Raw genomic sequence first — 22,953 nt, 5'->3', positions numbered from 1 at the left:
CCGCGCCCCCGAGGGGGCTCACTCCGGCAGCTGCTCCTCCGCCTCCGCCAGGATCTCCGTCAGCCGGGCCCCGAACTCCGCCCCCCGTACGTCCGGCACCCCGGTGCGGGCCGAGGTGAGGAGCGCGTCCAGGGCGCGGCCGTAGGCCCCCGGGACGTTGCTCCACTCCGGCAGGCCGAAGACGCCCTCGGTCCCGCGCAGCTCCAGCCCCACACCGGCGGCCGCGCGCGGGGAGCTGAGGCTGAGCACGGCGGTGCTGGCCGCGCCCGTGGTGTGCCGCAGGGCCAGCTGGACCACGTCGGCGGGGCCGCGGGTGGCGCTGACCTCGGTGACGTCGCCGAGGACCGGGATGAGTACGGACAGGGCGTGCGGGCCCACGTCCCACAGCCCGCCCTTGGCCTTGCGCCAGGGCGAGTCCGCGTAGGCGCTGGGCTCGCCGTCGGGCGGGAAGACCGCGCCGAGCCAGTGCGCGGCGGCGGTGAACCAGCCCGTGCGCTCCGCCTGCTCCTCGACCCAGCCCGCGGTCGGCTCGGCGAAGCGCAGGGTGAGGAAGACCACGGAGGCGACCTGGTGCTCGGCCACGGCCGCGGCGACCGCGCGGGCCTCGGCCGGGGTCGTGGCGACGGGCTTGTCGAGCAGCAGGTGACAGCCGGCGGCGGCCGCGCGCACGGCGAGCGGGGCCTGGACGTCGGGCGGGAGCGCGAAGGCCACGGCGTCACAGTCGGCGAACAGCGCGTCGGGGTCTTCGTACACCTTCACCCCGTACTCGCGCGCCAGTTCGGCCGCGGCTTCGGGGCGCCGGCCCCAGACTCCGGCGAACTCGGAGCCGGGGTGCGCGGCGAGGGCGGGGGCGTGCGTGCGGCGGGCCCATGGGCCGGTGCCCATCAGCCCGATCCGGGGGCGGGGCCCGGGAGCGGCCTCTGCGGCGGCATCTCCGGCGGACGTCAAATCGTACGAAATGCTCACCAGCCCAGTCTGCCCCACCCGGACGGGTGTTCCGACGCCAACCCTCTCGACCACGCCCACCTGCGGCGCAAACCTCGGTAACACGGGGTTCACACACGGGCAACGGAAGAGAAATCGTGAGCGGGCACGCTGCGGTCTACACCGCAGAACGAATTTCGCAGTACGCGAGCCACAGGGACGTGAGCCGCCGTACGCGATCCGCAGGACGCAGCGCAGCACCCGCAGAGTCTGCGCCGGAGCGACGCACCGAAGGATGGGGCCCGTGAGCTACAAGGCTGAGTACATCTGGATCGACGGAACCGAGCCGACGGCGAAGCTGCGCTCCAAGACCAAGATCATGGCGGACGGGGACGCGCTGCCGATCTGGGGCTTCGACGGTTCGAGCACCAACCAGGCCGAGGGCCACGCCTCCGACCGCGTACTGCAGCCGGTGTTCACCTGCCCGGACCCGATCCGCGGCGGCGACAACGTCCTCGTCCTGTGCGAGGTCCTGAACATCGACATGACCCCGCACGAGTCGAACACCCGCGCGCTGCTGCGTCCGATCGCGGAGAAGTTCGCCGCCCAGGCGCCGATCTACGGCATCGAGCAGGAGTACACCTTCTTCGACGGCACCCGCCCGCTCGGCTTCCCGGTCAACGGCTTCCCGGCCGCGCAGGGCGGCTACTACTGCGGCGTCGGCTCGGACGAGATCTTCGGCCGCGACATCGTCGAGAAGCACCTGGACCACTGCCTCGCGGCGGGCCTGGCGATCTCCGGCATCAACGCCGAGGTCATGCCCGGCCAGTGGGAGTTCCAGGTCGGCCCGGTCGGCCCGCTGGAGGTCTCCGACCAGCTGTGGATCGCGCGCTGGCTGCTCTACCGCACCGCCGAGGACTTCAACGTCTCCGCGACGCTGAACCCGAAGCCGGTCAAGGGCGACTGGAACGGCGCGGGCGCGCACACCAACTTCTCCACGAAGGCGATGCGCGAGGACTACCGCGCGATCATCTGCGCGGCCGAGTCGCTGGGCGAGGGCAGCAAGCCGCTGGACCACGTCAAGAACTACGGCGCCGGCATCGACGAGCGCCTGACGGGCCTGCACGAGACCGCCCCGTGGAACGAGTACAGCTACGGCGTCTCGGACCGCGGCGCCTCGGTCCGCATCCCGTGGCAGGTCGAGAAGGACGGCAAGGGCTACATCGAGGACCGCCGCCCGAACGCGAACGTGGACCCGTACGTGGTGACCCGCCTCATCACGGACACCTGCTGCACCGCCCTGGAGAAGGACGGCCTGGTCTAACCGGCCTGCCCCAACCAGCCTGCTCCCACCGGCCTGGTCCCCACCCGGACCGGCCACCCCTGACACCACCCGGCGCCCGTCCTCCCCCCTCGGGAGGGCGGGCGCCGCGCTGTCGGTGGTGCCTGCCATCGTGTGCGCATGCTGCCCGTCACCCTGCGCACCGAGCCCGCCGAGACCTACCGCCGGCCCGCGCTGTCCTTCCTGTCCGAGCTCGTCGGGCGCATCGGCGCCGACGGCGACCACTTCCTCATCGTGGAGCGACTGCCGGACGAGCCCGACGTGTTCGCGCAGGTCTGGCACGAGACCGGCGGGGACTACCAGCTGGAGTACCGCGACGGCGCACCCGACCGGCACTTCCAGGCCTTCGTCCGCACGGCGGCCGAGGTGGTGGACGTGATGGCCCGCTGGGCCCGCCAGGAGAAGGGCTGGGCCATCGGGCCGTCCTGGGACCGGCTGGAGTTCCCGGTCGAAGAGGCGGCCCCGCTCGCCCCGGAGGTGGAGGAGGAGCTGACCGAGCTCGTCCGGGCCGGGCTGCGGTGCGGTTACGACGACCGGGCGGCCCTGAGCGAGAACGCGGAGGAGTACCTCGTCTCGGGCGGGGTCCGGCCGGTGTCGCGCGCTCAGGCCGAGCAGCTGGTGGACCGGCTCTGGCGGGAGCGGCTGACGGAACAGGGCGACTGGGTGGGCGAGACCGACCCCGAGCGGCTGGCGCGGGCCTTCGCCTCGCTCGATGCCGCCGGCATCACCGCGCGGGAGAACTTCGCCTGCTGTCGCTCCTGCGGCCTCGCGGAGATCCGGGCAGCGGGCCGCGAGGACGCCCGGGGGTTCGTCTTCTTCCACGCGCAGTGCACCGAGGGCGCTGCGGCGGGCGGCGACCTGTGGCTGCTCTACGGGGGCTTCGTGCAGGGCGAGGAGCCGAGCGTCTCCGTGGGGCGGGAGGTCACCCGGGCGTTGGGTGCGGTGGGGCTGGGGTGGGTGTGGGAGGGGACCGCCCACGATGCGATACGGGTCACCGGGATGGACTGGAAGAAGCGGCTGGGCGGGTGACGGTTTGTCGGGATTGGAATGGTCCGTTCACACCATGATCACGGAATATGGGATTCCGCTCCACAGAGTGAGACGGGGTCTGCCCCGGCGCCACCGCATCTGCTTGAATGGGGCCATGGCCAGCTATTCGCACACCTCGACAGGTCGCAGCGACCTCGAGCCGTTCTGGCCTTCCCGTCAGGACCACGATTTCGACCGGGTGTGTTGCCGCGCGAAGAACGCGCCGGCCCTCTAAAGCCTCCGGGACCTCCAACCGACCTCCCCCAGGCCTTCGGTCTGCGCGGTACGACACAAGACGACGCCTTTCGTACGTCTCCTGCCGACTACTCCGCGTGAAAGAGCTGACCACTCATGGCGAACACCCGTTCCTTTGCTTCTGCCGCCTCCGCTGCGACCTCTCCCCTGACCTACCCGAGCTTCCCGCCCAGTCCGCGCCACCGCCTGCGAGCCGTGGACCGCGACGAGGTGGCTCGCGTCGTGGACTTCCTGCCGCCGGGCGCCACCTGGCTGCCCGCCCCCGCGCACACCCTGCCCGCCCTCCCCGGCCAGCCGCCGATGGTCGGGTACCTGGTGCTCGTACCGGCCGACCAGCAGCCGCCGATCGCCTTCTCCCCCCAGGCCGTTCCCGCCGCCCCGGCCCCCGGCGCGGCGGCCGTCACCGGTGACACCCTGGTCCGCATCGACCCCGCGCAGCGCACCGCGGAGGTGGACGGCGAGGTCCTGGACCTGACGTACCTGGAGTTCGAGCTGCTGGCCCACCTGGTCGCGCACCCGCACCGGGTGCACAGCCGCGACCAGCTGGTGACCACCGTCTGGGGCTACGGCCACGTCGGCGACGGCCGCACGGTCGACGTCCACGTCGCGCGGCTGCGCCGCAAGCTGGGCGCCGCCCACCGCGGAGCGATCCAGACCGTACGCCGCGTGGGGTACAGGTACGCCCCCTGACCGGGACGGCGCCCGAGGTGTGGACGTACGGAATGACGGCCGGGCCCGTGCTGACGAGGGGGAGTACGGGCCCGCGCGGGCGGGTCCAACTCGGGCCACCACAAAGGGGATTTCCTCGCACATCCGTGCTGATCAGGCCCGGTGCCTGACGTAGGCTTTTCCGTCGTGACCATCGGAACCGGCAGCATACTTGCCCCACTTGAGCCCCAGGACCCCCGCGAGACCGCCGGCTACCGGCTGATCGCCCGGATCGGCGAGGGCGGCATGGGCACCGTCTACCTCTCGCACACGCGCGGCGGGCAGCCGGTCGCGCTGAAGCTGATCCGCCGCGAGTTCGGGCAGGACCCGGACTTCCGGAGCCGGTTCGAGCAGGAGGTCCGGGCCGCGCGCCGGGTGCAGGGCTACCACCTCGTACCGGTCCTCGACCACGACACCACGGGCGCCTCGCCCTGGCTCGCCTCGGTGTTCGTACCGGGAATCTCGCTGCACGACGCCCTGACCGCCCACGGTCCGCTCCCGCTCGGCGCCGTCTTCCAGCTGATCGGCTGCACGGCGCGGGCCCTCGGCTCCATCCACGCCGCGGGGGTCGTGCACCGGGACCTGAAGCCCGCCAACCTCCTGCTCGGCGCGGCCGGACCGTACGTCATCGACTTCGGGATCGCCCGGGCCGCCGACAGCACGCAGCTCACCCGCACCGGCGGGGTCATCGGCACGCCGCAGTACATGTCCCCCGAACACGCGCTGGGCGCCGAGGTCACCACCGCGAGCGACCTCTTCGCGCTCGGCCTCATCGCCGCGGTGGCGGCCACCGGACGGCACCCCTACGGGGAGGGCGGCGCCACGGCCCTCGGCGTGCGGATCGCCAACACCGACCGGCTGCCCCCGGACCTGAGCGGCTACCCGACCGAGCTGAAGCCGCTGCTGGAGCGCTGCCTGACGGCGGATCCGGCGGAGCGGATCAGCACGGACGAGCTCGCCGCGATGTGCGAACTGTTCGCCGGGCGGCCGCTGAACGACTTCGACGGCTGGCTCCCGGAGCCGCTCGGGCTGGAGATCGCCCGGCGGGTACGGGCCGCGGAGAACCCGCCGGTGCCGACGGTGGCGGACACGGGCGGGGGCGCAGGAGCGTCCGCGGCTGCCGGCGGGTTCGGACCGGCCGGTACGGGCCCGGGCGCCGGGGGCTCCGGCGCCTCCGGCGGGATCCACTCCGCCGACACGGCGTTCGCGCCGCCCCGGCCCGCCGGGCCGCCCCGGCCGGGCCACCCGACGCCCGCGCCCACGGCGCCGCCGGCTCCGGCCCCGAAGGGGTTCCGTGGCGGGCTCGTCGCCGCCTCGCTCGTCCTCGCCGTCGCCGCGGGAGCCGGCACGGTCTGGCTGCTGGACGGGGACGACTCCAAGGACGACGCGAAGACGCCCGCCGCCCGGCAGGAGACCCCGGCCGCGCCCGCGTCCGGATCACCGGACCCGGCCAAGGCCTCCTCCTCGCCGAAGGCCTCGGCCTCGGCCTCGGCCTCTTCCTCGCCGAAGTCCGCGTACACGCCGGTCTTCCAGGACAAGCCCCTGACCCTGCGCGCGCCCTCCTCCAGCACCGGGACCCACGTCGACCTGGACGCCCCGCAGATCTTCCCGAAAGGAGGCATCGGCAAGACCCAGGGCATGGAGCTCACCTACCAGGACTGGGGCGACGCCGATCTGCGCTTCCTGACGGCCATGGGCAAGAGCACCGGCACCACGCCGGAGGAGTGCCGGGACGCCGTCGCCACCAACACCTTGGCCTCCAGGGTGGGCAAGGACGAGCTGAAGGCGGGCAAGACGCTCACGAAGGGGACGGTGCTGTGCACCGTCACCGGTGACAACAACCTGGCGATGCTCCGCATCACCGAGGTCGTGCTCGACACGAGCAAGGGGTCCATCGGCCCCATGCCGGACTACGTCACCGCACTCACCCTCTGGAAGATCGGCTGACGCCGTGGGCCGGGGCTCCCGGGGAAGCCCCGGCCCACGGACGCTGCCCTAGACGCCGGCGCCGGCCCCGGCCCGGCGCCGCGACGCGGCGAAGCCCAGCGCCACGTCGGCCGCCAGGAACACCAGCAGGCTGATGCCCAGCATCGGTACGAACCAGCCCACGACGGCCGTCGCCGCGGCCAGCGGCAGCAGCACCGTCACCGGCAGCTTCCGCCAGGCCCCGCGCGGCTGGGGGCGGCCCACCGAGAGCGTGCGCTCCTTGGTCGGGCGGCGCAGCCACCACATGCGGTAGCCCCAGACGACCATGAACATCACCAGGACCGCCAGCACGGCCAGGGCCAGCTGGTTGGCGAGCCCGAAGGTCAGGCCCATGTGCAGGTCGATGCCGAAACGGGTCAGCTGGGCGAGCAGCGGGTGGTCGGCGAAGCGGAGTTCGTCCATGACCCGGCCGTCGGCGGGGTCCACGGCGACCGCGTCCAGGTGCACCGGCACCTGCTTGTCCTGCTCCTTGACCACGTAGCCCTTGCCCTGGGCGGGCAGGGTGATCCGCAGCGACTCGGTGACCCCGGCGGACCGGGCCGCCGCCACCGCTCCGTCGATGCCGATGGCGTCGACCGGGGCGGGCACGGCCGCCGCCTGGTCACCGGCGGCCGCACCGTGCCCGGCGTGCTCGCCGCCCGCGTCGGCGGCCGGGGCTCCGGGGAGCTTGGCGGCCACGGCCGGGGTGCCCCCGCCGAGGCTGTCCTTGAGCTCCCCGATGTTCTCGCCGGCGTACCGCGACCAGGTCAGGCCGGTCGCGGAGAGGCCCACGAGGCCGAGCACGATCCAGACGCCGGCGGAGCCGTGCCAGGACAGGGTCTTGCGGCGGCCGGTCGCCGTACGGTCGGGGACGACGAGGGCGGCCTTACGGGCACGCTTGCGGCCGATCCACAGCGCGAGCCCGCCGAGCGCGACCACCCACAGCCAGCTCGCGGCGAGTTCGCTGTAGTTCCGCCCGAACTCCCCGAGCTGCAGGCTGGAGTGGAACTCGCTCAGCCAGGCCCGCAGCGGCAGCGCGTCGCCGACCGTGGTGAGCTTTCCGCGGACCTCGGCCGTATACGGATCGACGAACACGGTGAGCGTCTCGCCCTCGGCGAGTCCCGGGCTCTCCATGATCACCCGGGTGGTGGCGTCCGCCTCCGGCGCGGGCCACACGGACGTGACCTTGCCCTGGGGGGCGGCGTTCTTGGCCGCGGCGACCTGGGCGCCGAGCGGCTGGGCGCTCGCGCCGACGCGGTCGACCGTCAGCTGGTCGGGGTAGAGGATCTTCTCGGCCTGCCAGGAGCCGGCGTAGAGCAGGCCGGTGGTGGCGGCGACGAGCAGGAGCGGGGCGATCAGCACCCCGGCGTAGAAGTGCAGGCGCAGGAGCAGCGGCCGCAGGGCGGCCCAGGTGCCGGGCGTGCGGGGCGGCGCGTGTTCGGCCGCGGGGTTTTCGGGTGCGGGGTTTTCGGCCGCGGGGTTTTCGGGTGCGTCGGGGTCCGCTGCGCGGACGACGGCCTCGTCGAGAGACATGGGTGTCCTAGGTGTTGGCGAAGACAGGGGTGAGCGGCCCCTGGTCTCGCCCCCTCACCCGCGACGGGAAGGGCGCGCCGTTCGGTCAGGCGCGGGCAGGACGGCCGGGGGCCGTGATACGGATCCGTCCGCGCGCGGGCGGCCCGCGCCGCTCGGCGGTGTGCGCGTGCACGGCACCGCGCAGGGTGCGCGGCCGCCGGTACCCGGCGGGCCGGAAGGCCGGCGCCTGCGGTACGGGGATCCCGCACGCGCGGAGCAGGGCGAGGACCCGGGAGAGCGGCCGGGCGGCGAGCAGCGCCCCGGCGCCGAGGACGGCGGTGAGCCGGAAGACGGCCGCCTCGCCCCAGGCCAGCCAGAGCGCGCAGAACAGCCCGGCGAGGACGTGCGCGGCGATCATGCCGAGCCCGTCGTGGGCGTGGCCGGCGGCCATGTCACCCATGCCGGCCACGGCGCTCATGCCGTCCATGCCATTCATCCCGGTCATGCCCGTCATGCCGTCCATGGAATGCACGTCGGCCATGCCGCTCATGCCCTCCATGGATCGCATGCCGTCCATGCCGCTCACGCCCTCCACCGAATGCGCGCCGTGCGCGGCCGCACCCTCCGGGACGGCGCCCCCGCCCGTGTCCGGGCCCGAGCCCCCGCCCGCACCCGCCTGATGCCGGCCACCGGCCGAGGCGGAGAAGACGAGGTGCAGGACCGCCTGGACGGCGAGCAGCGCCGCGGCGATGGCGAGGGGTCCGCGGCGACGCCCGGCGGAGAGCCAGGCTAGCCCTCCGGTCAGCCCGAATGCGGACAGAAGACCCAGTGCGGGAAGGTCCGTACCGGACATGTACGAATGCCCCGCCGCACCCAGTGCGACGGCCACCGCCGCGAAGAGTGCGGCCCGCATGGCGCGCATCGGCGCGGGGCTGTGTGACATGACCTGGGCATGTTGCCATGGCCCCCCGCCTCGCCGTACGGCACCCCCGTGGCCGATCATGGACCGATGAGCCCCCTGTCCTTGACGGTCCCGCTGAGCGCGGTGTACACGGGCACGGTCCAGCTCGGGGCGTACGCCCTGGAGCGGCTGGACCCGGCGGCGCGGGAGCGGCTGCTGCGCCGGTGTTCCACCCACGCCGACAACCTGGACGCCGGCCGCTGGGAGACCCTGCCGGCCAGCGCCTTCCTCGTCGAGGAGCCGATGCCGCTGCCGTACGCGCTCCTGCTGGCGGCCGTCCTCGGGTACGCCGAGTACGCCTACGGGGCCTGGTGGACGGCGGCCGCCTTCCTGTTCGGGCACGTCACGGCCACCCTGCTGGTGTACGGGGTGCTCCGCCGGACGGCGGGCCCGGCGACCCGGCGGGCGGTGGACGTGGGCACGAGCTACGGGTTCAACACCGTGCTCGGGGCGCTGACCTCGGCCCTTCCGCGCGGGCCGGTGCGCACCACCGCCCGGGCCGGTCTGCTGGCGCTCGCCGTCCGGCCGGTGCTGCGGCGGGAGCGGACCTTCACCGACGCCGGGCACCTGGTGGCCCTGGGGCTCGGCCTCGGGGTCTCGCTGGCGGCCGATTACCTTTCCGGAGCGAAATCTCCGAAAATCATACGGATGACACGCGTCACCCAGCGCGCTTCATTCCGAGCCATCCAGTTCTCTGATCATTCGATTCTCTGATCACGTTTCTCTGATCACGTTGGAGCCGCCACGATGACCGTCACCACCGCCAAGACCGTCGCCAACCTCCGGGACCTCGGCGGCACCCCGCTCGCCGGGGGCCGCAGCGTCCGCCCGGGTCTGGTGCTGCGCTCCGGCCAGCTCGACCGGCTCGACCTCGACGTCGACCGGGCGGTGGCCGCGCTGGGCATCGGCACCGTCATCGATTTCCGTACCGGCGTGGAGCGCGGCGAACACCCCGACCGGGTGCCGGCCGGCGCCCGGCTGCTCATAGCCGACGCCCTGGCCGACAAGATGGCGGCCGACGCCGGGGGCGACGGCGGCCCGGGGAAGATACCCGCCGCCCAGCTCAAGGACATCCTGTCCGACCCGGTGGTGGCGGAGGAGCACTTGGGCGGCGGCAAGGTGCAGGCCCTGTTCACCAGCCTCTACCGCTCCCTGGTCAGCTCCGGCTCCGCGCAGTCCGCGTACCGGCTGCTGCTCACCGAGCTCGCCGACCCGCAGTCGGGGCCGCTGCTCTTCCACTGCACGGCGGGCAAGGACCGTACGGGCTGGGGCGCGACCGTGATCCTGTCGCTGCTCGGCGCCGACGACGAGACGCTGATGAGCGAGTACCTGTCGGTCAACCCGGCGGTGCGGATCGCCTTCGCCCCGATGATCGAGGGCTTCACGGCGGCCGGCGGCGACCCGGACATCGCGCTGGCGCTGATCGGAGTCTTCCCCTCCTACCTGGAGGCCGGGCTGGACGAGGTGAACACGCGCTACGGCTCGATGGAGAAGTACGTGCGCGAGGGACTCGGCGTCTCCGACGAGACGGTCGAGGCCCTGCGCGCCCGCCTGATCGTCTGAGCCCGCCGGGAGAGCCGGTCCGAACATGCGCGCTGGGACCCGGTGACCATCCGACCATTCGCTCGTTCTGCTGAACGTGACTGCGCCGGATACCGCCACCCGCCCCCTCTCCCCCGATGTCGAGCAGGCCGAGGCCGCCATCGTCGAGCACTATCCCCGGCTGGTGCGACTGGCCTACCTGGTGCTGCCGCCCTCACTCGGCCGCAACCGCCGGGTCCTCACCGCCCACTCGCTGGCCCAGCGCGCCCTGCCGCGCGGGCGGCGGGACGGGGCGGCCGCCGCGCAGGCCGCGGTGCAGGGCGGGGTGCCGGGGCAGCGGGGCGGGGCGGGTCCCGAGTCCGGGTACGCGTACGTACGGCTGCGCGTGCTGCGGTCCGCGCTGGAGGCCGGGATCCCGCTGACGTTCCGCGCGCTGCCCCGGCGGGCTCAACTGCCGCCGGTGCTCCCCCAGGTGTGGGGGCTGCGGCTGTTCCCGCGCTCGGGCGGGGCCGAGGAGCTGGCGCTCGACCAGTGGCTGGCCACCCTCGACGGGCCCGGCCGGGCCGCGTGCGTCCTGCGGGCGCTGGAGCGGCTGCCGGAGCCGGAGGTGCTGCGGGTGCTGACCGAGGCGGGGGTGGTCAATCCGGCCGCCGCCGTCGCGGAATCCGGGGACCCCTCGACCGACGAGCTGTTCGCCTCCCCCGAGTTCGACCCCTGCGTGCTCCAGGCCCGGCCCACCGATCTGCTGCGCCGCCGCCGGCTCGTGCGGGCCGGGATCGCCGCCGGGATCGCCCTCGCCGTGTGCGGGGTGCTGCTCTCGCTGCCCGGCGGCGGATGGGGGGCCGACGGGGCCGCGGCCCCGCTCTACGCGAAGAACGCGGCGGCGGAGCAGGCGCTGGACCCCGGTCAGCTGGTCCGGGTCGCGCCCACGGTCTGGCGTACGGCCTCCCGTACCGACTACTCCGGCTGGCCCGCGCGCGGCGACCGCGTCGACGATGCCGCGCTGCTGCGGCGGGCGCTGGCCGTCTGGGCCCGGCCGGGCCGCTCGGTCGTGGTCTCGGCCACCCCCGGCACCCCGTCGGGACCGCCGATGGGCCCCCCGCAGCTGCTGTTCGCCGGGACGGTCGACCAGGCCGTCGTGGTCCTGCTGTACGACGGCCTGCGCGTGGTGCGGTACGCCGAACCGCGCTCCGGCACCGAGATCGCCGCCCTCGACTTCGCCCGGACCGACGGCGCCTCGGCGGACACGGCGGCGGCCCTGGTGCTCAGCCGGGTCGACGGCAACGTCCGCTATCTGACGGCCCCCTGGGTGACGGCCGCGACGCAGCGGGACCTGCTGAAGCCCGGCGACGCCCCGACGGGACTGGAGCTGACGCCGGAGGGGATCACTCCGCCGGTGCCCAGCCCCGCCCCGGAGGGCACCTGTACGAGCTGGAGCGCCCTGGCCGTGACCGGTGACGGCGCGACCCGGCTGATCACCGACCTGGGCGAGCTGACCCCGGCCCGGCTGACCTCGGGGGCGCCGGGCGCCGAGCGGAACGTGACGGAGGGCGCCGAGCTGGGCGACTGGTCGCGGATCGCCTGCCTGCTGCCTTCGGTGCGCTCGCACGGGGTGCGCACGGTCAACGCGTGGACGTACGCGAAGCAGCCGCTGCCCGAGGGCGACGGCACGGCGACCTGGCTGTGCACCCGGGCGGAGACCTGGCAGGGCACGGCGGACCGGGTGCAGGCGCAGTTCCTGGCCCCGGGCGCGCCGCTGGCGGCGCAGGCGGCGAAGGCGGAGGGTTCGCCGGCGTGCGGGCCGCGGGAGCCGCGGGTGCTGGCCGGGGTGCTGTGGAAGTCCAAGGCCGGGCAGTGGTACGTGCTGGCGGCGGGCAGTGCGCAGTTCGCCTCGCTGACCGTGGGCGGCGGCCAGGTGAGCGGGGTCGCGGTGGGCAACCGGCTGGCGGTGAAGGCTCCGGAGGGGGCGCAGGTGGAACTGACGGGCAAGCTCACGGACGGTTCGAAGGCGGGGGTGCTGCGCTGACGCGCCCGGCTCGGTCGGGTGGCCCCGGTGGCACAGGAGGGCCGGTCCCCTGCCGAGGGACCGGCTCCGATGGATGCCCCCCGCCACCCATCGGAGCCGGTTGGTCCGGCCCCGGCCCCGGGTCAGGGGCCCGGGTCCCGGCCCGGGGCCGCGGGGTGGCTCAGCAGGGGCTGAGCCACCAGACCCAGCCCCAGGGCGCCTGTCCGTCCTCGCTGTAGCCGCCGGGGGAGATCCACCCGATGGTCTTGTCGCTCCGGTAGAACTTCGCGCGGAGCGCGGCACGCTGGTTGTTGATCCAGGAGCCGGTCCCGGCCCAGGGGATGGAGTTGAGCGTGTTGCAGGTGAAGAGGGACTTCTTGTCGCCCTGGAACCACGTGGACTCGAAGGCGCAGACATAGGTGTAGGCGCAGTACTCGGACGCGGCCGCGGCCGATGTGATCTTGGGGGCGCCCACCTCCCGGGCGTACTTCTCCCCCGGCAGGGTCAGCAGGATCTCTGCCCCCTTGTCCAAGGTGATCTTGTTGACTGCGACCTGCTTCCCCTTCTCCTTGCCGAGGTAGGAGTCGACGCGCTTCTGGAGGCTCTTGGCCTGGCCTGCGTCGAGCCCCGCGGCGCGCGCCTGGACGGCGAACTCGGACCGGGCGGCGTCCGGCGCCGAGGCGGCGCCGGCCACGCCCGGCGCGGCGATCAGGGTGAGCGCCGTCATCGCCAGGGCCACGGCGGCCTTCGCGGGTGCGGCCGACAGGAAGGTGCTGCGCGGTGCCATGAGACCTATCCCCTCTGAAATCGGTGATTCCTCTGTGAATTCCACGTTTCAGCTGATTCCGGAGTCGCAGGGATTCCGGCATTCAGATGGTTCGGTCGTGCAGGGGAAATCCTGGGGCGTACCGCGGGCCCAGTCTTGTAGATGTGCGACACGAAAAGGAACGGTCAAGTCCGCTTCAAGGATGGCTGACGATGCACTTTCGACGCACCCGCCACACAGGCACCATGCGTCACCGAAGATCATCCGAAGGAGGACCCCCGTGCCCGCAGCTCCAGCCTCGGCTTCCAGCCACGCATTCCTTCCGGGAAACGGCCTGAAAGGGCTTGTGTGCGGATATTCGAGCTATGCCTACAGCGCCGGAACGCGGCGCGGACGCATTCTTCTGCCCAATACCGTGGCCACCGTGAATTTCGGATTCGGTGCACCCGTGCGCACCCGCGGGATGGCCGGGGAGCGCACCTACAGCGAGAGCCCCTCCCGGGTGGACCTCCCGGCGACGGTGGCGGTGCGCGCCGACCACGAGGGCGACGTGCGCGGGGTGGTCGTCCGGATGCGGCCCATGGGCGCCTACCGGCTGTTCGGCGTCCCGATGTCGGAGTGGCACCAGACCGACCTCGACCCCTCGGACCTGCTGCCGCACGGTCTGCGCCACCTGCCGCGCATGCTGGAGGAGGCCGACGCCCAGGGGCGCGCCGCGATCCTCGACGCGGCGCTGCCCCGGCTGATGGCGGGGCACCGGGGCGCGCAGGCCGTGCGGATCGCCCCGGAGATCATGCTGGCGTGGCACGAACTGCACCGCACCCAGGGGCGGATCCGGATCGGGCGGCTCGCGGCCCAGCTGCTGTGGAGCCGGCGCCATCTGGAGCGGCGGTTCCGCGAGCAGATCGGGCACCCGCCGGGTGCCATCGCCCGGGTGCTGCGGCTGACGCACGCCTTCCGGCTCCAGCTGCGGGGCGTACCGCTGGCGAAGGTGGCGGTGCTGGCGGGATTCCACGACCAGGCGCACTTCAGCCACGCCGTGAGGGAGGCCACCGGCCTGACCCCGGGGCGGCTCCCGCTCGGAGGCGCCGGCCCCATCAACTGGCAGGCGGAGCCCGCCCCGGCGGCGGCGGGGACGGGCACGGAGGCCGGGGGCGACGGATAGGGGTGGGCGGTGCGGCGCCACAAGTCCCCGCAGAGGGGTTTCCCTCTCCCATACCCGTCAGTACATTGACGCCATGTCTAATACGCCGCCCGCGTCGCCCGCCCCCGTGGCGTCGGAGCACATAGATCTGAAGGCCCGGAACGTGTCCTTCTCCTGGGAGGACACCCCGCTCCACTGGCTGCCCGGCGATCCCTTCGCCAACCACACCATCAACGTGCTGCACCTGCTGCTCCCGGCGGGCGAGCGCTGGTTCGTGCACGTCTACAAGCAGGTGCTCCCGTACATCACGGACGAGCAACTGCGCGAGGACGTCGTCGGGTTCATCGGCCAGGAGGCCATGCACGCGAGTGCGCACGACGACGTGCTCCCCCACCTCAAGCGGCTGGGCCTGGATCCGACGCCCTACACGGCGCAGATCGACTGGCTCTTCGAGAAGCTGCTCGGCGACCGGACGCTGCCGCCGGGGGCGCCCCGCAAGTGGTGGCTGATGGAGCGCGTGGCGATGATCGCCGCGATCGAGCACTACACGGCCTTCCTGGGCAACTGGGTGCTCAACGCCGGGGAACTGGACCGGCGCGGCGCGGACCCGATGATGCTGGACCTGCTGCGCTGGCACGGCGCGGAGGAGGTCGAGCACCGGTCGGTGGCCTTCGACCTGTTCATGCACCTCGACGGCGGCTACCGCCGCCGGGCGCGCACCTGGGCCACGGCCTTCACGGCGCTGGTCTTCCTGTGGCAGCGCGGATCGCGCTACTTCATGGAACACGACGCCTCGCTCCCGCCCGGGTCCAAGGCCTCGGTGGGCCAGTTCTACCGCTCGGGCCGCAGGGGGACCCTGCCGTCCACGGGCGCGATGCTGAAGTCGATCCCGACGTACCTCTCGCGCACCTACCACCCCTCGCAGGAGGGCTCCACGGCGCAGGCCGTCGCCTACCTGGCCTCCTCCCCCGGCGCCAACGGCGGTTTCCGCGGAGCCGACGCCGGTTCCCACGGCGCGAACGGCGGTGCCCGCGGATGAAGCGCGCCCTCACGGTGACCGCGCTCGCGGGCGCCGCCTGGCTGGCGAAGCGTGCGATCGGCCGGCGCATCGACTCCGGATCGCCCCTGTGGCCCCTGCCCGCGCTGGAGACCCCGGTGTCGGGGTACTCGCCGCGCCGCTGGATCCCGGCGCTGATCGTCTCCCGTACGGAACCTGCGGACGGTGTGCTGTCCCTGACGCTGGAATCGGCGGAGCTCCCGGAGTGGGCCCCGGGCGCGCACCTGGACGTGCAGCTTCCCTCGGGGCTGGTCCGCCAGTACTCCCTGTGCGGCGACCCCGCCGACCGGGGCCGCTACACGATCGCGGTCCGGCTCGTACCGGACGGCCGCGGCGGCTCGCGCGAGGTGCACGCCCAGCTGGTGGAGGGCGCGGAGCTCCCGGTCCGCCCGCCCCGCAACCGCTTCCCCCTCGTCCCGGCCCCGTCCTACGCCTTCGTCGCGGGCGGGATCGGCATCACCCCGGTCCTGCCGATGCTCCGGGCGGCGACGGCGGCGGGCGCCGACTGGACCCTGCTCTACGGGGGCCGCTCGCGGGCCTCGATGCCCTTCCTGGCCGAACTGGCCCAGTACGGGGACCGGGTCACGGTCGTCCCCGAGGACGAGGCGGGCCTCCCCGACCTGAGCGCGCTCGGCGCGCTCGGACCGGACGCGCTGGTGTACTGCTGCGGCCCGGCCCCGCTGATGGCGGCGGTCGAGGCGGCCGCCGCGGCGGGCACCCCGGTCCACTTGGAGCGCTTCGCCCCGGCTGCCGCGGGCGGGGACGCGAAGCCCTTCACCGTGGAACTCCGCCGCTCGGGGCGGGTCGTGGAGGTGGCGGCGACGGAGTCCGCCCTGACCGCCGTCCGCCGGGAGCTCCCCAACACCCCGTACTCCTGCGAGCAGGGCTTCTGCGGCACCTGCCAACACCGGGTCCTGTCGGGGGACATCGACCACCGCGACACCCTTCTCACGGACGGCGAACGCGAGGACTCCATGCTCCTGTGCGTGTCCCGTGCGGCCTCGGACCGCCTGGTCCTGGACCTGTAGGGGGCCCCTGCCGGGGTGCGCAGTAGGGTGTCCGCATGACAACCGGGGTGCGGCGCAGGATGGGTGTCGAGGAGCGGCGGCAGCAGCTGATCGGGGTGGCGCTGGAGCTGTTCAGCCACCGGTCGCCCGACGATGTGTCCATCGACGAGATCGCGGCGGCCGCGGGGATATCGCGGCCGCTGGTCTACCACTACTTTCCCGGCAAGCTCAGCCTCTACGAGGCGGCGCTGCGGCGGGCGGCCGACGAGCTCGCGCTGCGCTTCGAGGAGCCCCAGGAGGGGCCGCTCGGGGCCCGGTTGCTCCGGGTCATGGGGCGGTTCTTCGCCTTCGTCGACGACCACGGGCCCGGGTTCTCGGCGCTGATGCGGGGCGGTCCGGCGGTCGGCAGCAGCCGGGCCAACGCGATGATCGACGAGGTCCGCCAGGCGGCGTACGAGCAGATCCTCGCGCACCTGGGCGTCGACCGTGAGGCTCCGCCCGCCCGGCTGGAACTCGTGGTGCGCTCGTGGGTGTCGCTGGCCGAGTCGACGGCGCTGATCTGGCTGGACGGCCGGCGGATCCCGCGCGCCGAGCTGGAACTGCAGCTCGTGCACGATTTCGCGGCGCTGGCCGCGGTGAGCGCCGCCTACGACGCGGAGATGGCGGGGATCCTCGTACGGATCCTCGTGGACGAGCCGTCCGACGGGCCGTTCGGGGAACTGGTGGGGCGGCTGGTGGCCCTCGTTCCCACGGGATCCGGGCCCTCGGTGCCCGGTCCGCGTTGATCAGCTGCTCTTGATCGAATAGCGCGCAATAATGCCCGCGTGATCATTGACGACGGGATCGTGTTCCGGCAGGCCGAGGAGAAGGACGCCGGCACGCTGGTGGCGCTGTACGACGGGGCCGCCCACTGGATGCACGAGCAGGGGATCGAGCAGTGGAAGCCCGGGGACAAGGACTCCGCGCACTTCCGGGCGATCATGCGCGAGGGCGAGGTGTGGCTCGCCTCCGACGACGACGGGCACACCATCGGGGCCTACGAGCTGTGGTGGTCCGACGAGGAGGCCTGGGGCATCCAGCCGCCCGTGGCCGGCTACGTGCACCGGCTCATGGTCGAACGCGAGGCCGCGCCCGCCGGGACCGGCCGGCGGCTGCTCGAACACTCCGAGCGGCGCATCGCCAGGACCGGCCGCGAGCGGGCGCGGCTGGACTGCGTCTCCACCAACCCCCGGCTGCTCGCGTACTACCAGTCCGCGGGCTACCGGGTGGTCGGGGAGCTTCCCAACAAGGTGGGCAAGGACGGGCGGGTGTACGGGGTGATCCTGCTGGAGAAGCGGCTGGACCAGCTCACTCTCGTCAACCCCGCCTGACCCGCCCGCGCCTCGTCACCCCCGCTTGAAGACCGCCGCCGTGCGGGCCGGGACGGCGAACTCTCCCTTCGCCGGGTCGTACGCCGCCTGCCGGACCACCGGGTCCGTGCCCGAGGCCTGGACCGGGTGCAGGGCGTAGGCCGTGCCCGCGAGGGCCGGGACCCGCTGGGTCCGGGCGGTGGGGGTGGCGTTGAAGACCACCACCAGGTCGCCCAGGGTCATCGTGATCACGCCCGGGGTCTCCTCGGCCCCCGAGAGGGGGAAGGCCAGCTTCGCCTGGACCGCCTCGGTGGTGGTGAGGGCGAAGGCGGGTTCCGTCGTACGGATCTTCAACAGGTCCCGGTACGCGGACGAGGCGCCGCCGATCTCCGCGCAGCCGGGTGCGGGCGCTGCCAGCAGGGGCTTCGCGTAGGGCCACTTCGCGCGGTTGTCGGCCGCCGGGGGCAGGCCACGGCCGAAGCCGTTGCCGTCCTTGCAGTCCCAGTGGACGGCGTTGAACCAGTCCCCGCTGTCGTAGGAGTTGCGGTCCAGGGACTTGGAGCGGAGCAGGTCCGTGCCCGCCTGGGAGAGGGCCGGGCCCTGGGAGAGGGCGGCGACGGACATCGCCAGGACCTGGGCGCGGGAGCGGTCGGCCGTGGAGGTGCCTTCGGGGAGCTTGAACGCCAGGGCGTCGAAGAGCGTCTCGTTGTCGTGGGCGTCGACGTACGCCAGCGCGTCGCCGGGGGCCGCCGCGTAGCCGGCCGGGGCTCCGTTGTAGTCCACCTCGGAGCCCTTGACCGCGCGGCCGGTGGAGTCCGTGAAGGCGTACGCGGCGAGGTTGCCGGTGAGCCCGACCTTGATCAGGTCCTGGTCGTGGAGGAGCCGGACGCGCTGCTGCTCCGGTGTCCCGTTCGCCGGGGAGGCGTTGGGGGCGGTGAACAGGCCGGAGGCGAAGCCCTGGACGCGCGGGTCCTCGTCGAAGGGGCCGCCGCCGCGGACCGCGTCGCGGGCCCGGTCGGAGAAGGTGGCGATTCCGGTGCCGGCCATGTTCTGCTGCGTGGCCTGCACGAAGCGGGCGTCGTTCGCGACCTCGCCGAAGTTCCAGCCCTCCCCGTAGAGGACGATCTTCTTGCCGTCGACCCCGTCCTTGGAAGGCGTCAGCGCGTCGAGGGCGGCGCGCACGGCCAGGATGTTGGCCTTCGGGTGGTGGCCCATGAGGTCGAAGCGGAAGCCGTCGACCTTGTACTGCTTGGCCCAGGTGACCACCGAGTCGACGACGAGGCGGCCCATCATGGCGTTCTCGGGGGCGGTGTTGGCGCAGCAGGTGGAGGTGGCGACGGAGCCGTCGGCCAGCAGCCGCTGGTAGTAGCCGGGGACGATGCGGTCGAGCACCGACTTGTCGGACTGGCCGGCGGCCACGGTGTGGTTGTAGACCACGTCCATGACCGTGCGCAGGCCCGCGCCGTTCAGGGACTGCACCATGCGGCGGAACTCCACCGTGCGGGCCGTGCCGTTCGGGTCGCTCGCGTACGAGCCCTCGGGGACCGTGTAGTGCAGCGGGTCGTAGCCCCAGTTGTACGCGTCCTTCGCGGCCGCGGCGGCCACGCAGGCCTGCTGCTCCTCGGAGTCGGGGGCGTAGACCTTCAGGTCGCAGGCGGGCTCGGTGCGGTCCGCGGGCTTCTCGGGGATCGTGCCGATGTCGAAGGCGGGCAGGAGGTGGACGTACGAGGTGCCGGCCGAGGCGAGGTCGCGCAGGTGGCGCATGCCCGCCGAGGTGGTGTCCGTGAAGGCCAGGTACTGGCCGGGGTGGGTGCTGGTGGTGTCGGCGACCGAGAAGTCGCGGATGTGCAGCTCCTGGATCTGCGCGGAGGTGAAGGGGACGGGCGCGGGCTTCTTCAGCTCGCGCCAGCCGGCCGGGGCGAGCTTCGGGTCGGCGAGGTCCACGGCCAGGCTGTACGCGGAGTCCGTGGTCAGGGCGGTGGAGTACGGGTCGGTGACCAGGTTGCGGACCACCTGGCCGGTGCTCGGGGCCCAGACGGTGACGGCGTAGCGGTAGCGCTTGCCGGTCCAGTCACGCTCACCGCGCACCGACCAGGCGCCGGTGGCGTCGTCGCGGCGCATCGGGACGGTGCGGCCGTCGAGTTCGAGGCTCACCTGCTGGGCGGTCGGGGCCCACACGGAGAGGGTGGGGCGGCCGTCCTTGAAGACGGGGCCGAGGGCGGCCTTCTCCGCACCGGTCGCGTAGAGGTCGTCGAGGACCCCGGCGAGCTGGACTCCGGTGGCGGCGAGGACGGCGCCGTTGGCGGCGCGGGCACTGGCCACGAGCTGGCCGCGCAGGGCTTCGCGGACGCGGTCCCGGTCGCGCGGGTCGACCGTGTAGGCGGCGTACGCGGCCAGGTGCGGGTACTTCTGCTTCTGGGCGGCGGTCAGCTCGGTCTTGCCCAGGCGCAGCCACTGGGCGCGGCCGGTCAGGGTGCCGTTCTCGGCCTTGACGGCGCCTTCGCGGGAGGCGAGGAGCTGGAGGGAGGCGGCGGCGGGCGGGGCGTTCCAGGCGACCGTGTCGCGGTCGATCCAGACGGCCTGGGCCTTGGTGAGGTCCAGGGCGGCGGCCGATCCGGCGGGCTGCGGGAGAAGGTACTTCTCCTTGCCGCCCAGCATCCACACCTCGTGCCCGTTGGCCTTCAGGTCGAGGGACTGGTCGGACGGGAGGTCCTTGGCGTCGCCGTTGTGGAGGATGTAGCTGAGGCTGGTGGCTCCGGCGGCGAGGGGCACCTCGTAGACGGCGCCGTAGGAGTCGGTGCGGGCGGGGAGGACCGGCTTGGACCAGTCGGTGGGCGTCGCCGCTCCGGTCCAGACGTGCAGGCCCCAGCCTTCGTAGGCGCCGTCGGGGCGCTGGTAGTGCAGGACGGCCTTCGTGGTGTCCTGCGGCGGGTAGGCGGGGCGGTCGGTGCGGGCGGGCTCCTTGCCCTGCTCCAGCCAGATCTCGCCGGTCTTCGTCACGTCGATGGTGCGGTCGACGGCGACGTCCTTGGTGCCGTTCTTGTCGATGACGAGGTAACTGACGCTGCTCGCACCGGGCTTGAGCTTGACGTGGGCGAAGGCTCCGTAGGCGTCGCGGCCGGTGAAGTCGTGGCCGGCGGGCCAGGGAGTGGCCTCGCCCTCGGCGAGGTCGCCCCAGGCGTAGAGCCGCCAGTCGGTGTAGTCGCCGTCGGGGCGGTTGTAGTGGACGACCGCGTAGTCGCGCTGGGTGGCGGTGGGGACCTCGGCGGGCGGGGTCTGACCGGTGGCCGATGCGGCGAGGGCGCTCGCGGTGCGGCCGGCGGAGTCGACGGCCACGGCCTTGTAGCGCAGCGGGGTGCCGGCGGCGGTGGCCGGGTCGATGAACTGGGTGACCTTGTACGGGGCGTGGTCGGCGGAGCCGAGGACCTGCCAGGCGCCGGTGCCGGTCTGGGCGGCGAAGACGACCCGGCTCAGGGGGTCGCCGGTGACCTCGGCGGAGAGCTCGACGGTGCCGGTGGCGCCGGGGGCCGGGGCCTTGAGGGTGAGGGCGGGCTTGGTGGCGGGCTTGGCGGCGGGGGTGACGGCCTGGAGGACCACGGAGCCGAGGGCCGGGAGGGTGACGGTCAGCTTGCCGGCCGCGGAGGAGCGGATCAGCGTGGCCGTGCCGCCGTAGAGGGCGGCGTACTGGACGCCCGCCGGGGCGTCGAGGTCGATGGTGCGGGGCGCGGTGGCGTTGTTGGCCGCGACCAGGTACTCGGTGCGGGTGCGGGTGTCGGTGCGGGCGAAGGCGTAGGCCGAACCGTCGGAGAAACGTTCGCTCTGAACGCCGTCGCGCAGGGCCGGGTGGTCCTTGGTCAGCTTCGCGAGAGCACTGATCTGCTTGTAGAGCGGGTGCTCCGGATCGTAGGCATCGCTCGCGTGGGTGCGCGCCGTTCCGAGCTGGTCGTCGTCCAGGTAGTCGGCCGCCTTGGACGCGAAGAGGGGCTGGCGGGCGTCCTTGTCCCCGCCCGCGCCGGTGAAGCCCTGCTCGTCGCCGGAGTAGATCACCGGGTTGCCCCGGGAGAGGAACATCAGCTCGTTGGCCAGCCGGTACCGGTCCAGCAGCTCCTGCTCACCGGCCCCCGGCCGGTCCTGCTTCAGGAAGGTCCCGAAGCGGCCCATGTCGTGGTTGCCGAGGAAGGTGACCTGCTCGTAGGCGTTCGCCTTGTCGGTGGTGTACCGGTAGTCGTCGCCGAAGACGGAGGCCAGCCTCCCGGCCTCCGCGCCCTGGGCGGCGTACGAGCGGATCGCCTCCTGGAGCGGGAAGTCGAGGGTGGCGTCCAGGCGGCCCTGCGTCACGTACGGGGAGGTGATCGCGGTGTCGGCGGAGTAGACCTCGCCGAACATGAAGAAGTCCTTGCGGCCGTGCCGGGCCGCGTAGGCGTCGAGGGCGGTGGCCCACTGGGTCCAGAACCCCTTGTTGACGTGCTTGACGGTGTCGATCCGGAAGCCGTCGACGTCGTAGTCCTCGACCCACTTCTCGTAGATCTTCTCCATCCCCTCGACCACCTCGGGACGCTCGGTCCACAGGTCGTCGAGGCCGAAGAAGTCGCCCTGCTCGGAGGATTCTCCGGCGAAGGTGGAGTCGCCCCGGTTGTGGTACATCGTCGGGTCGTTGAGCCAGGCCGGGGACTTCAGGTTCTTCTTCGCCGCCGGGACGAAGGGGGTGCGGGGGAAGGAGTCCCCGTCGGTCTTGGGGAACTTCCCCTCCCCCGCGGCATAGTCTCCGTCCTCGAAGGGCACCCCGTCCTTGGTCAGGTACGGGAAGGCGCCCTTCGACAGGTACCCGTAGGACGCCTCCCGGTAGTCGACGACGTCGGCGGTGTGGTTGGTGATGACGTCGAAGAAGACCTTCATCCCCTTCGCGTGCGCCTTGTCGATCAGCCGCTCCAGGTCGGCGTTGGTCCCGAAGTGCGGGTCGACCTGGGTGAAGTCGGTGATCCAGTACCCGTGGTAGCCGGCCGAGACGTCCTTGCCCGTCCCCTGCACCGGCTGGTTCTTGAAGATCGGCGCCATCCAGATGGCCGTGGTGCCGAGCCCCTTGATGTAGTCCAGCCGGTCGGCGATCCCCTTGAGGTCCCCGCCCTGGTAGAAGCCCTTGTCCGTCGGGTCCAGCCCGGTCTCCAGCCGGGAACCGGTCAGCCCGCCCCGGTCGTTGCGCGGGTCGCCGTTCGCGAACCGGTCCGGGAGGACGAAGTAGAACTGCTCCCGGGTCAGGTCGTGCCGCGCGGCCTCGGCCGCCAGCTTGGCGTCCGAGGGCGGGGCCGGTGGCGCCTTGGCGGCGGCCGCCGCGGCGGCGGGCAGGGCGGGCAGGAGCGTCACGGCCAGGGTGGCGGCGAGCACTCTTG

Annotated in this window: 17 protein-coding genes; 12 read left to right on the top strand and 5 right to left on the bottom strand. The window is 73.1% G+C overall.

Going from position 1 to position 22,953, the window contains the following annotated elements; genetic code table 11:
- Positions 1–18 precede the first annotated feature (18 nt).
- The gene (locus OG898_RS20340) at positions 19–885 is read right to left on the bottom strand and encodes a Gfo/Idh/MocA family protein (protein WP_250743701.1); all 867 of its coding nucleotides are present in this window, start codon (positions 883–885) and stop codon (positions 19–21) included.
- A 343-nt stretch (positions 886–1,228) separates the two neighbouring features.
- On the opposite strand from OG898_RS20340, the gene glnII reads away from it, so the two are divergent.
- From glnII to OG898_RS20320, 4 genes are all read left to right on the top strand, one after another.
- Positions 1,229–2,248: a glutamine synthetase gene (gene glnII / locus OG898_RS20335; RefSeq protein ID WP_250743581.1), complete on the top strand. Its 1,020-nt coding sequence runs from the start codon at positions 1,229–1,231 to the stop codon at positions 2,246–2,248.
- Positions 2,249–2,386: 138 nt separating this feature from the next.
- Positions 2,387–3,295: a hypothetical protein gene (locus tag OG898_RS20330; protein ID WP_250743582.1), complete on the top strand. Its 909-nt coding sequence runs from the start codon at positions 2,387–2,389 to the stop codon at positions 3,293–3,295.
- Positions 3,296–3,646: 351 nt separating this feature from the next.
- Positions 3,647–4,240, top strand: a complete 594-nt coding sequence (locus OG898_RS20325; RefSeq protein ID WP_266958499.1) for a winged helix-turn-helix domain-containing protein — start codon at positions 3,647–3,649, stop codon at positions 4,238–4,240.
- A gap of 165 nt (positions 4,241–4,405) precedes the next feature.
- Positions 4,406–6,205, top strand: a complete 1,800-nt coding sequence (locus OG898_RS20320; protein WP_266958497.1) for a serine/threonine-protein kinase — start codon at positions 4,406–4,408, stop codon at positions 6,203–6,205.
- 48 nt (positions 6,206–6,253) lie between these two features.
- On the opposite strand, the gene OG898_RS20315 is transcribed toward OG898_RS20320, so the two are convergent.
- Both OG898_RS20315 and OG898_RS20310 read right to left on the bottom strand, forming a co-directional pair.
- On the bottom strand, positions 6,254–7,756 hold the full coding sequence (locus tag OG898_RS20315) for a PepSY domain-containing protein (RefSeq protein WP_266958495.1): 1,503 nt from the start codon (positions 7,754–7,756) through the stop codon (positions 6,254–6,256).
- A gap of 85 nt (positions 7,757–7,841) precedes the next feature.
- Positions 7,842–8,678 (bottom strand): hypothetical protein, encoded by an 837-nt coding sequence (locus OG898_RS20310; RefSeq protein WP_266958493.1) that lies wholly within the window; start codon positions 8,676–8,678, stop codon positions 7,842–7,844.
- A 66-nt stretch (positions 8,679–8,744) separates the two neighbouring features.
- Here OG898_RS20310 and OG898_RS20305 point away from each other — a divergent pair, with 66 nt between their 5' ends.
- From OG898_RS20305 to OG898_RS20295, 3 genes are all read left to right on the top strand, one after another.
- The gene (locus OG898_RS20305) at positions 8,745–9,410 is read left to right on the top strand and encodes a rhomboid-like protein (RefSeq protein ID WP_250743589.1); all 666 of its coding nucleotides are present in this window, start codon (positions 8,745–8,747) and stop codon (positions 9,408–9,410) included.
- Positions 9,411–9,443: 33 nt separating this feature from the next.
- Entirely contained in the window at positions 9,444–10,259 is an 816-nt protein-coding gene (locus tag OG898_RS20300; RefSeq protein ID WP_250743591.1) for a tyrosine-protein phosphatase, read from the top strand.
- Between the two features lie 67 nt (positions 10,260–10,326).
- Positions 10,327–12,264, top strand: coding sequence for a hypothetical protein (locus OG898_RS20295; protein WP_266960346.1), 1,938 nt, complete (start codon positions 10,327–10,329; stop codon positions 12,262–12,264).
- Between the two features lie 160 nt (positions 12,265–12,424).
- On the opposite strand, the gene OG898_RS20290 is transcribed toward OG898_RS20295, so the two are convergent.
- On the bottom strand, positions 12,425–13,030 hold the full coding sequence (locus tag OG898_RS20290) for a hypothetical protein (RefSeq protein ID WP_266958490.1): 606 nt from the start codon (positions 13,028–13,030) through the stop codon (positions 12,425–12,427).
- Between the two features lie 403 nt (positions 13,031–13,433).
- Between OG898_RS20290 and OG898_RS20285 the strand changes: the two genes are divergently transcribed.
- From OG898_RS20285 to OG898_RS20265, 5 genes are all read left to right on the top strand, one after another.
- Positions 13,434–14,174 carry a helix-turn-helix transcriptional regulator gene (locus OG898_RS20285; protein ID WP_250743595.1) on the top strand — a complete coding sequence of 247 codons (741 nt, stop codon included), beginning with the start codon at positions 13,434–13,436 and terminating at the stop codon, positions 14,172–14,174.
- A 73-nt stretch (positions 14,175–14,247) separates the two neighbouring features.
- Positions 14,248–15,192: a metal-dependent hydrolase gene (locus OG898_RS20280; protein ID WP_250743597.1), complete on the top strand. Its 945-nt coding sequence runs from the start codon at positions 14,248–14,250 to the stop codon at positions 15,190–15,192.
- Positions 15,189–16,238, top strand: a complete 1,050-nt coding sequence (locus tag OG898_RS20275; protein ID WP_266958487.1) for a PDR/VanB family oxidoreductase — start codon at positions 15,189–15,191, stop codon at positions 16,236–16,238. Before OG898_RS20280 ends, OG898_RS20275 begins: the two co-directional genes overlap by 4 nt.
- A 35-nt stretch (positions 16,239–16,273) precedes the next feature.
- On the top strand, positions 16,274–17,002 hold the full coding sequence (locus OG898_RS20270; protein WP_266958485.1) for a TetR/AcrR family transcriptional regulator: 729 nt from the start codon (positions 16,274–16,276) through the stop codon (positions 17,000–17,002).
- A gap of 39 nt (positions 17,003–17,041) precedes the next feature.
- Positions 17,042–17,587, top strand: coding sequence for a GNAT family N-acetyltransferase (locus tag OG898_RS20265; RefSeq protein ID WP_250743600.1), 546 nt, complete (start codon positions 17,042–17,044; stop codon positions 17,585–17,587).
- Between the two features lie 15 nt (positions 17,588–17,602).
- On the opposite strand, the gene pulA is transcribed toward OG898_RS20265, so the two are convergent.
- Positions 17,603–22,927 (bottom strand): pullulanase-type alpha-1,6-glucosidase, encoded by a 5,325-nt coding sequence (gene pulA, locus OG898_RS20260; protein WP_266960344.1) that lies wholly within the window; start codon positions 22,925–22,927, stop codon positions 17,603–17,605.
- Between the last annotated feature and the right edge of the window lie 26 nt (positions 22,928–22,953).

The sequence above is a fragment of the Streptomyces sp. NBC_00193 genome (genome assembly GCF_026342735.1).
Taxonomy (GTDB): Bacteria; Actinomycetota; Actinomycetes; order Streptomycetales; family Streptomycetaceae; genus Streptomyces; species Streptomyces stoeckheimensis.
The sequence above is the reverse complement of the archived record's forward strand: the minus strand, read 5'-3'. Positions and strand labels throughout refer to the sequence as shown.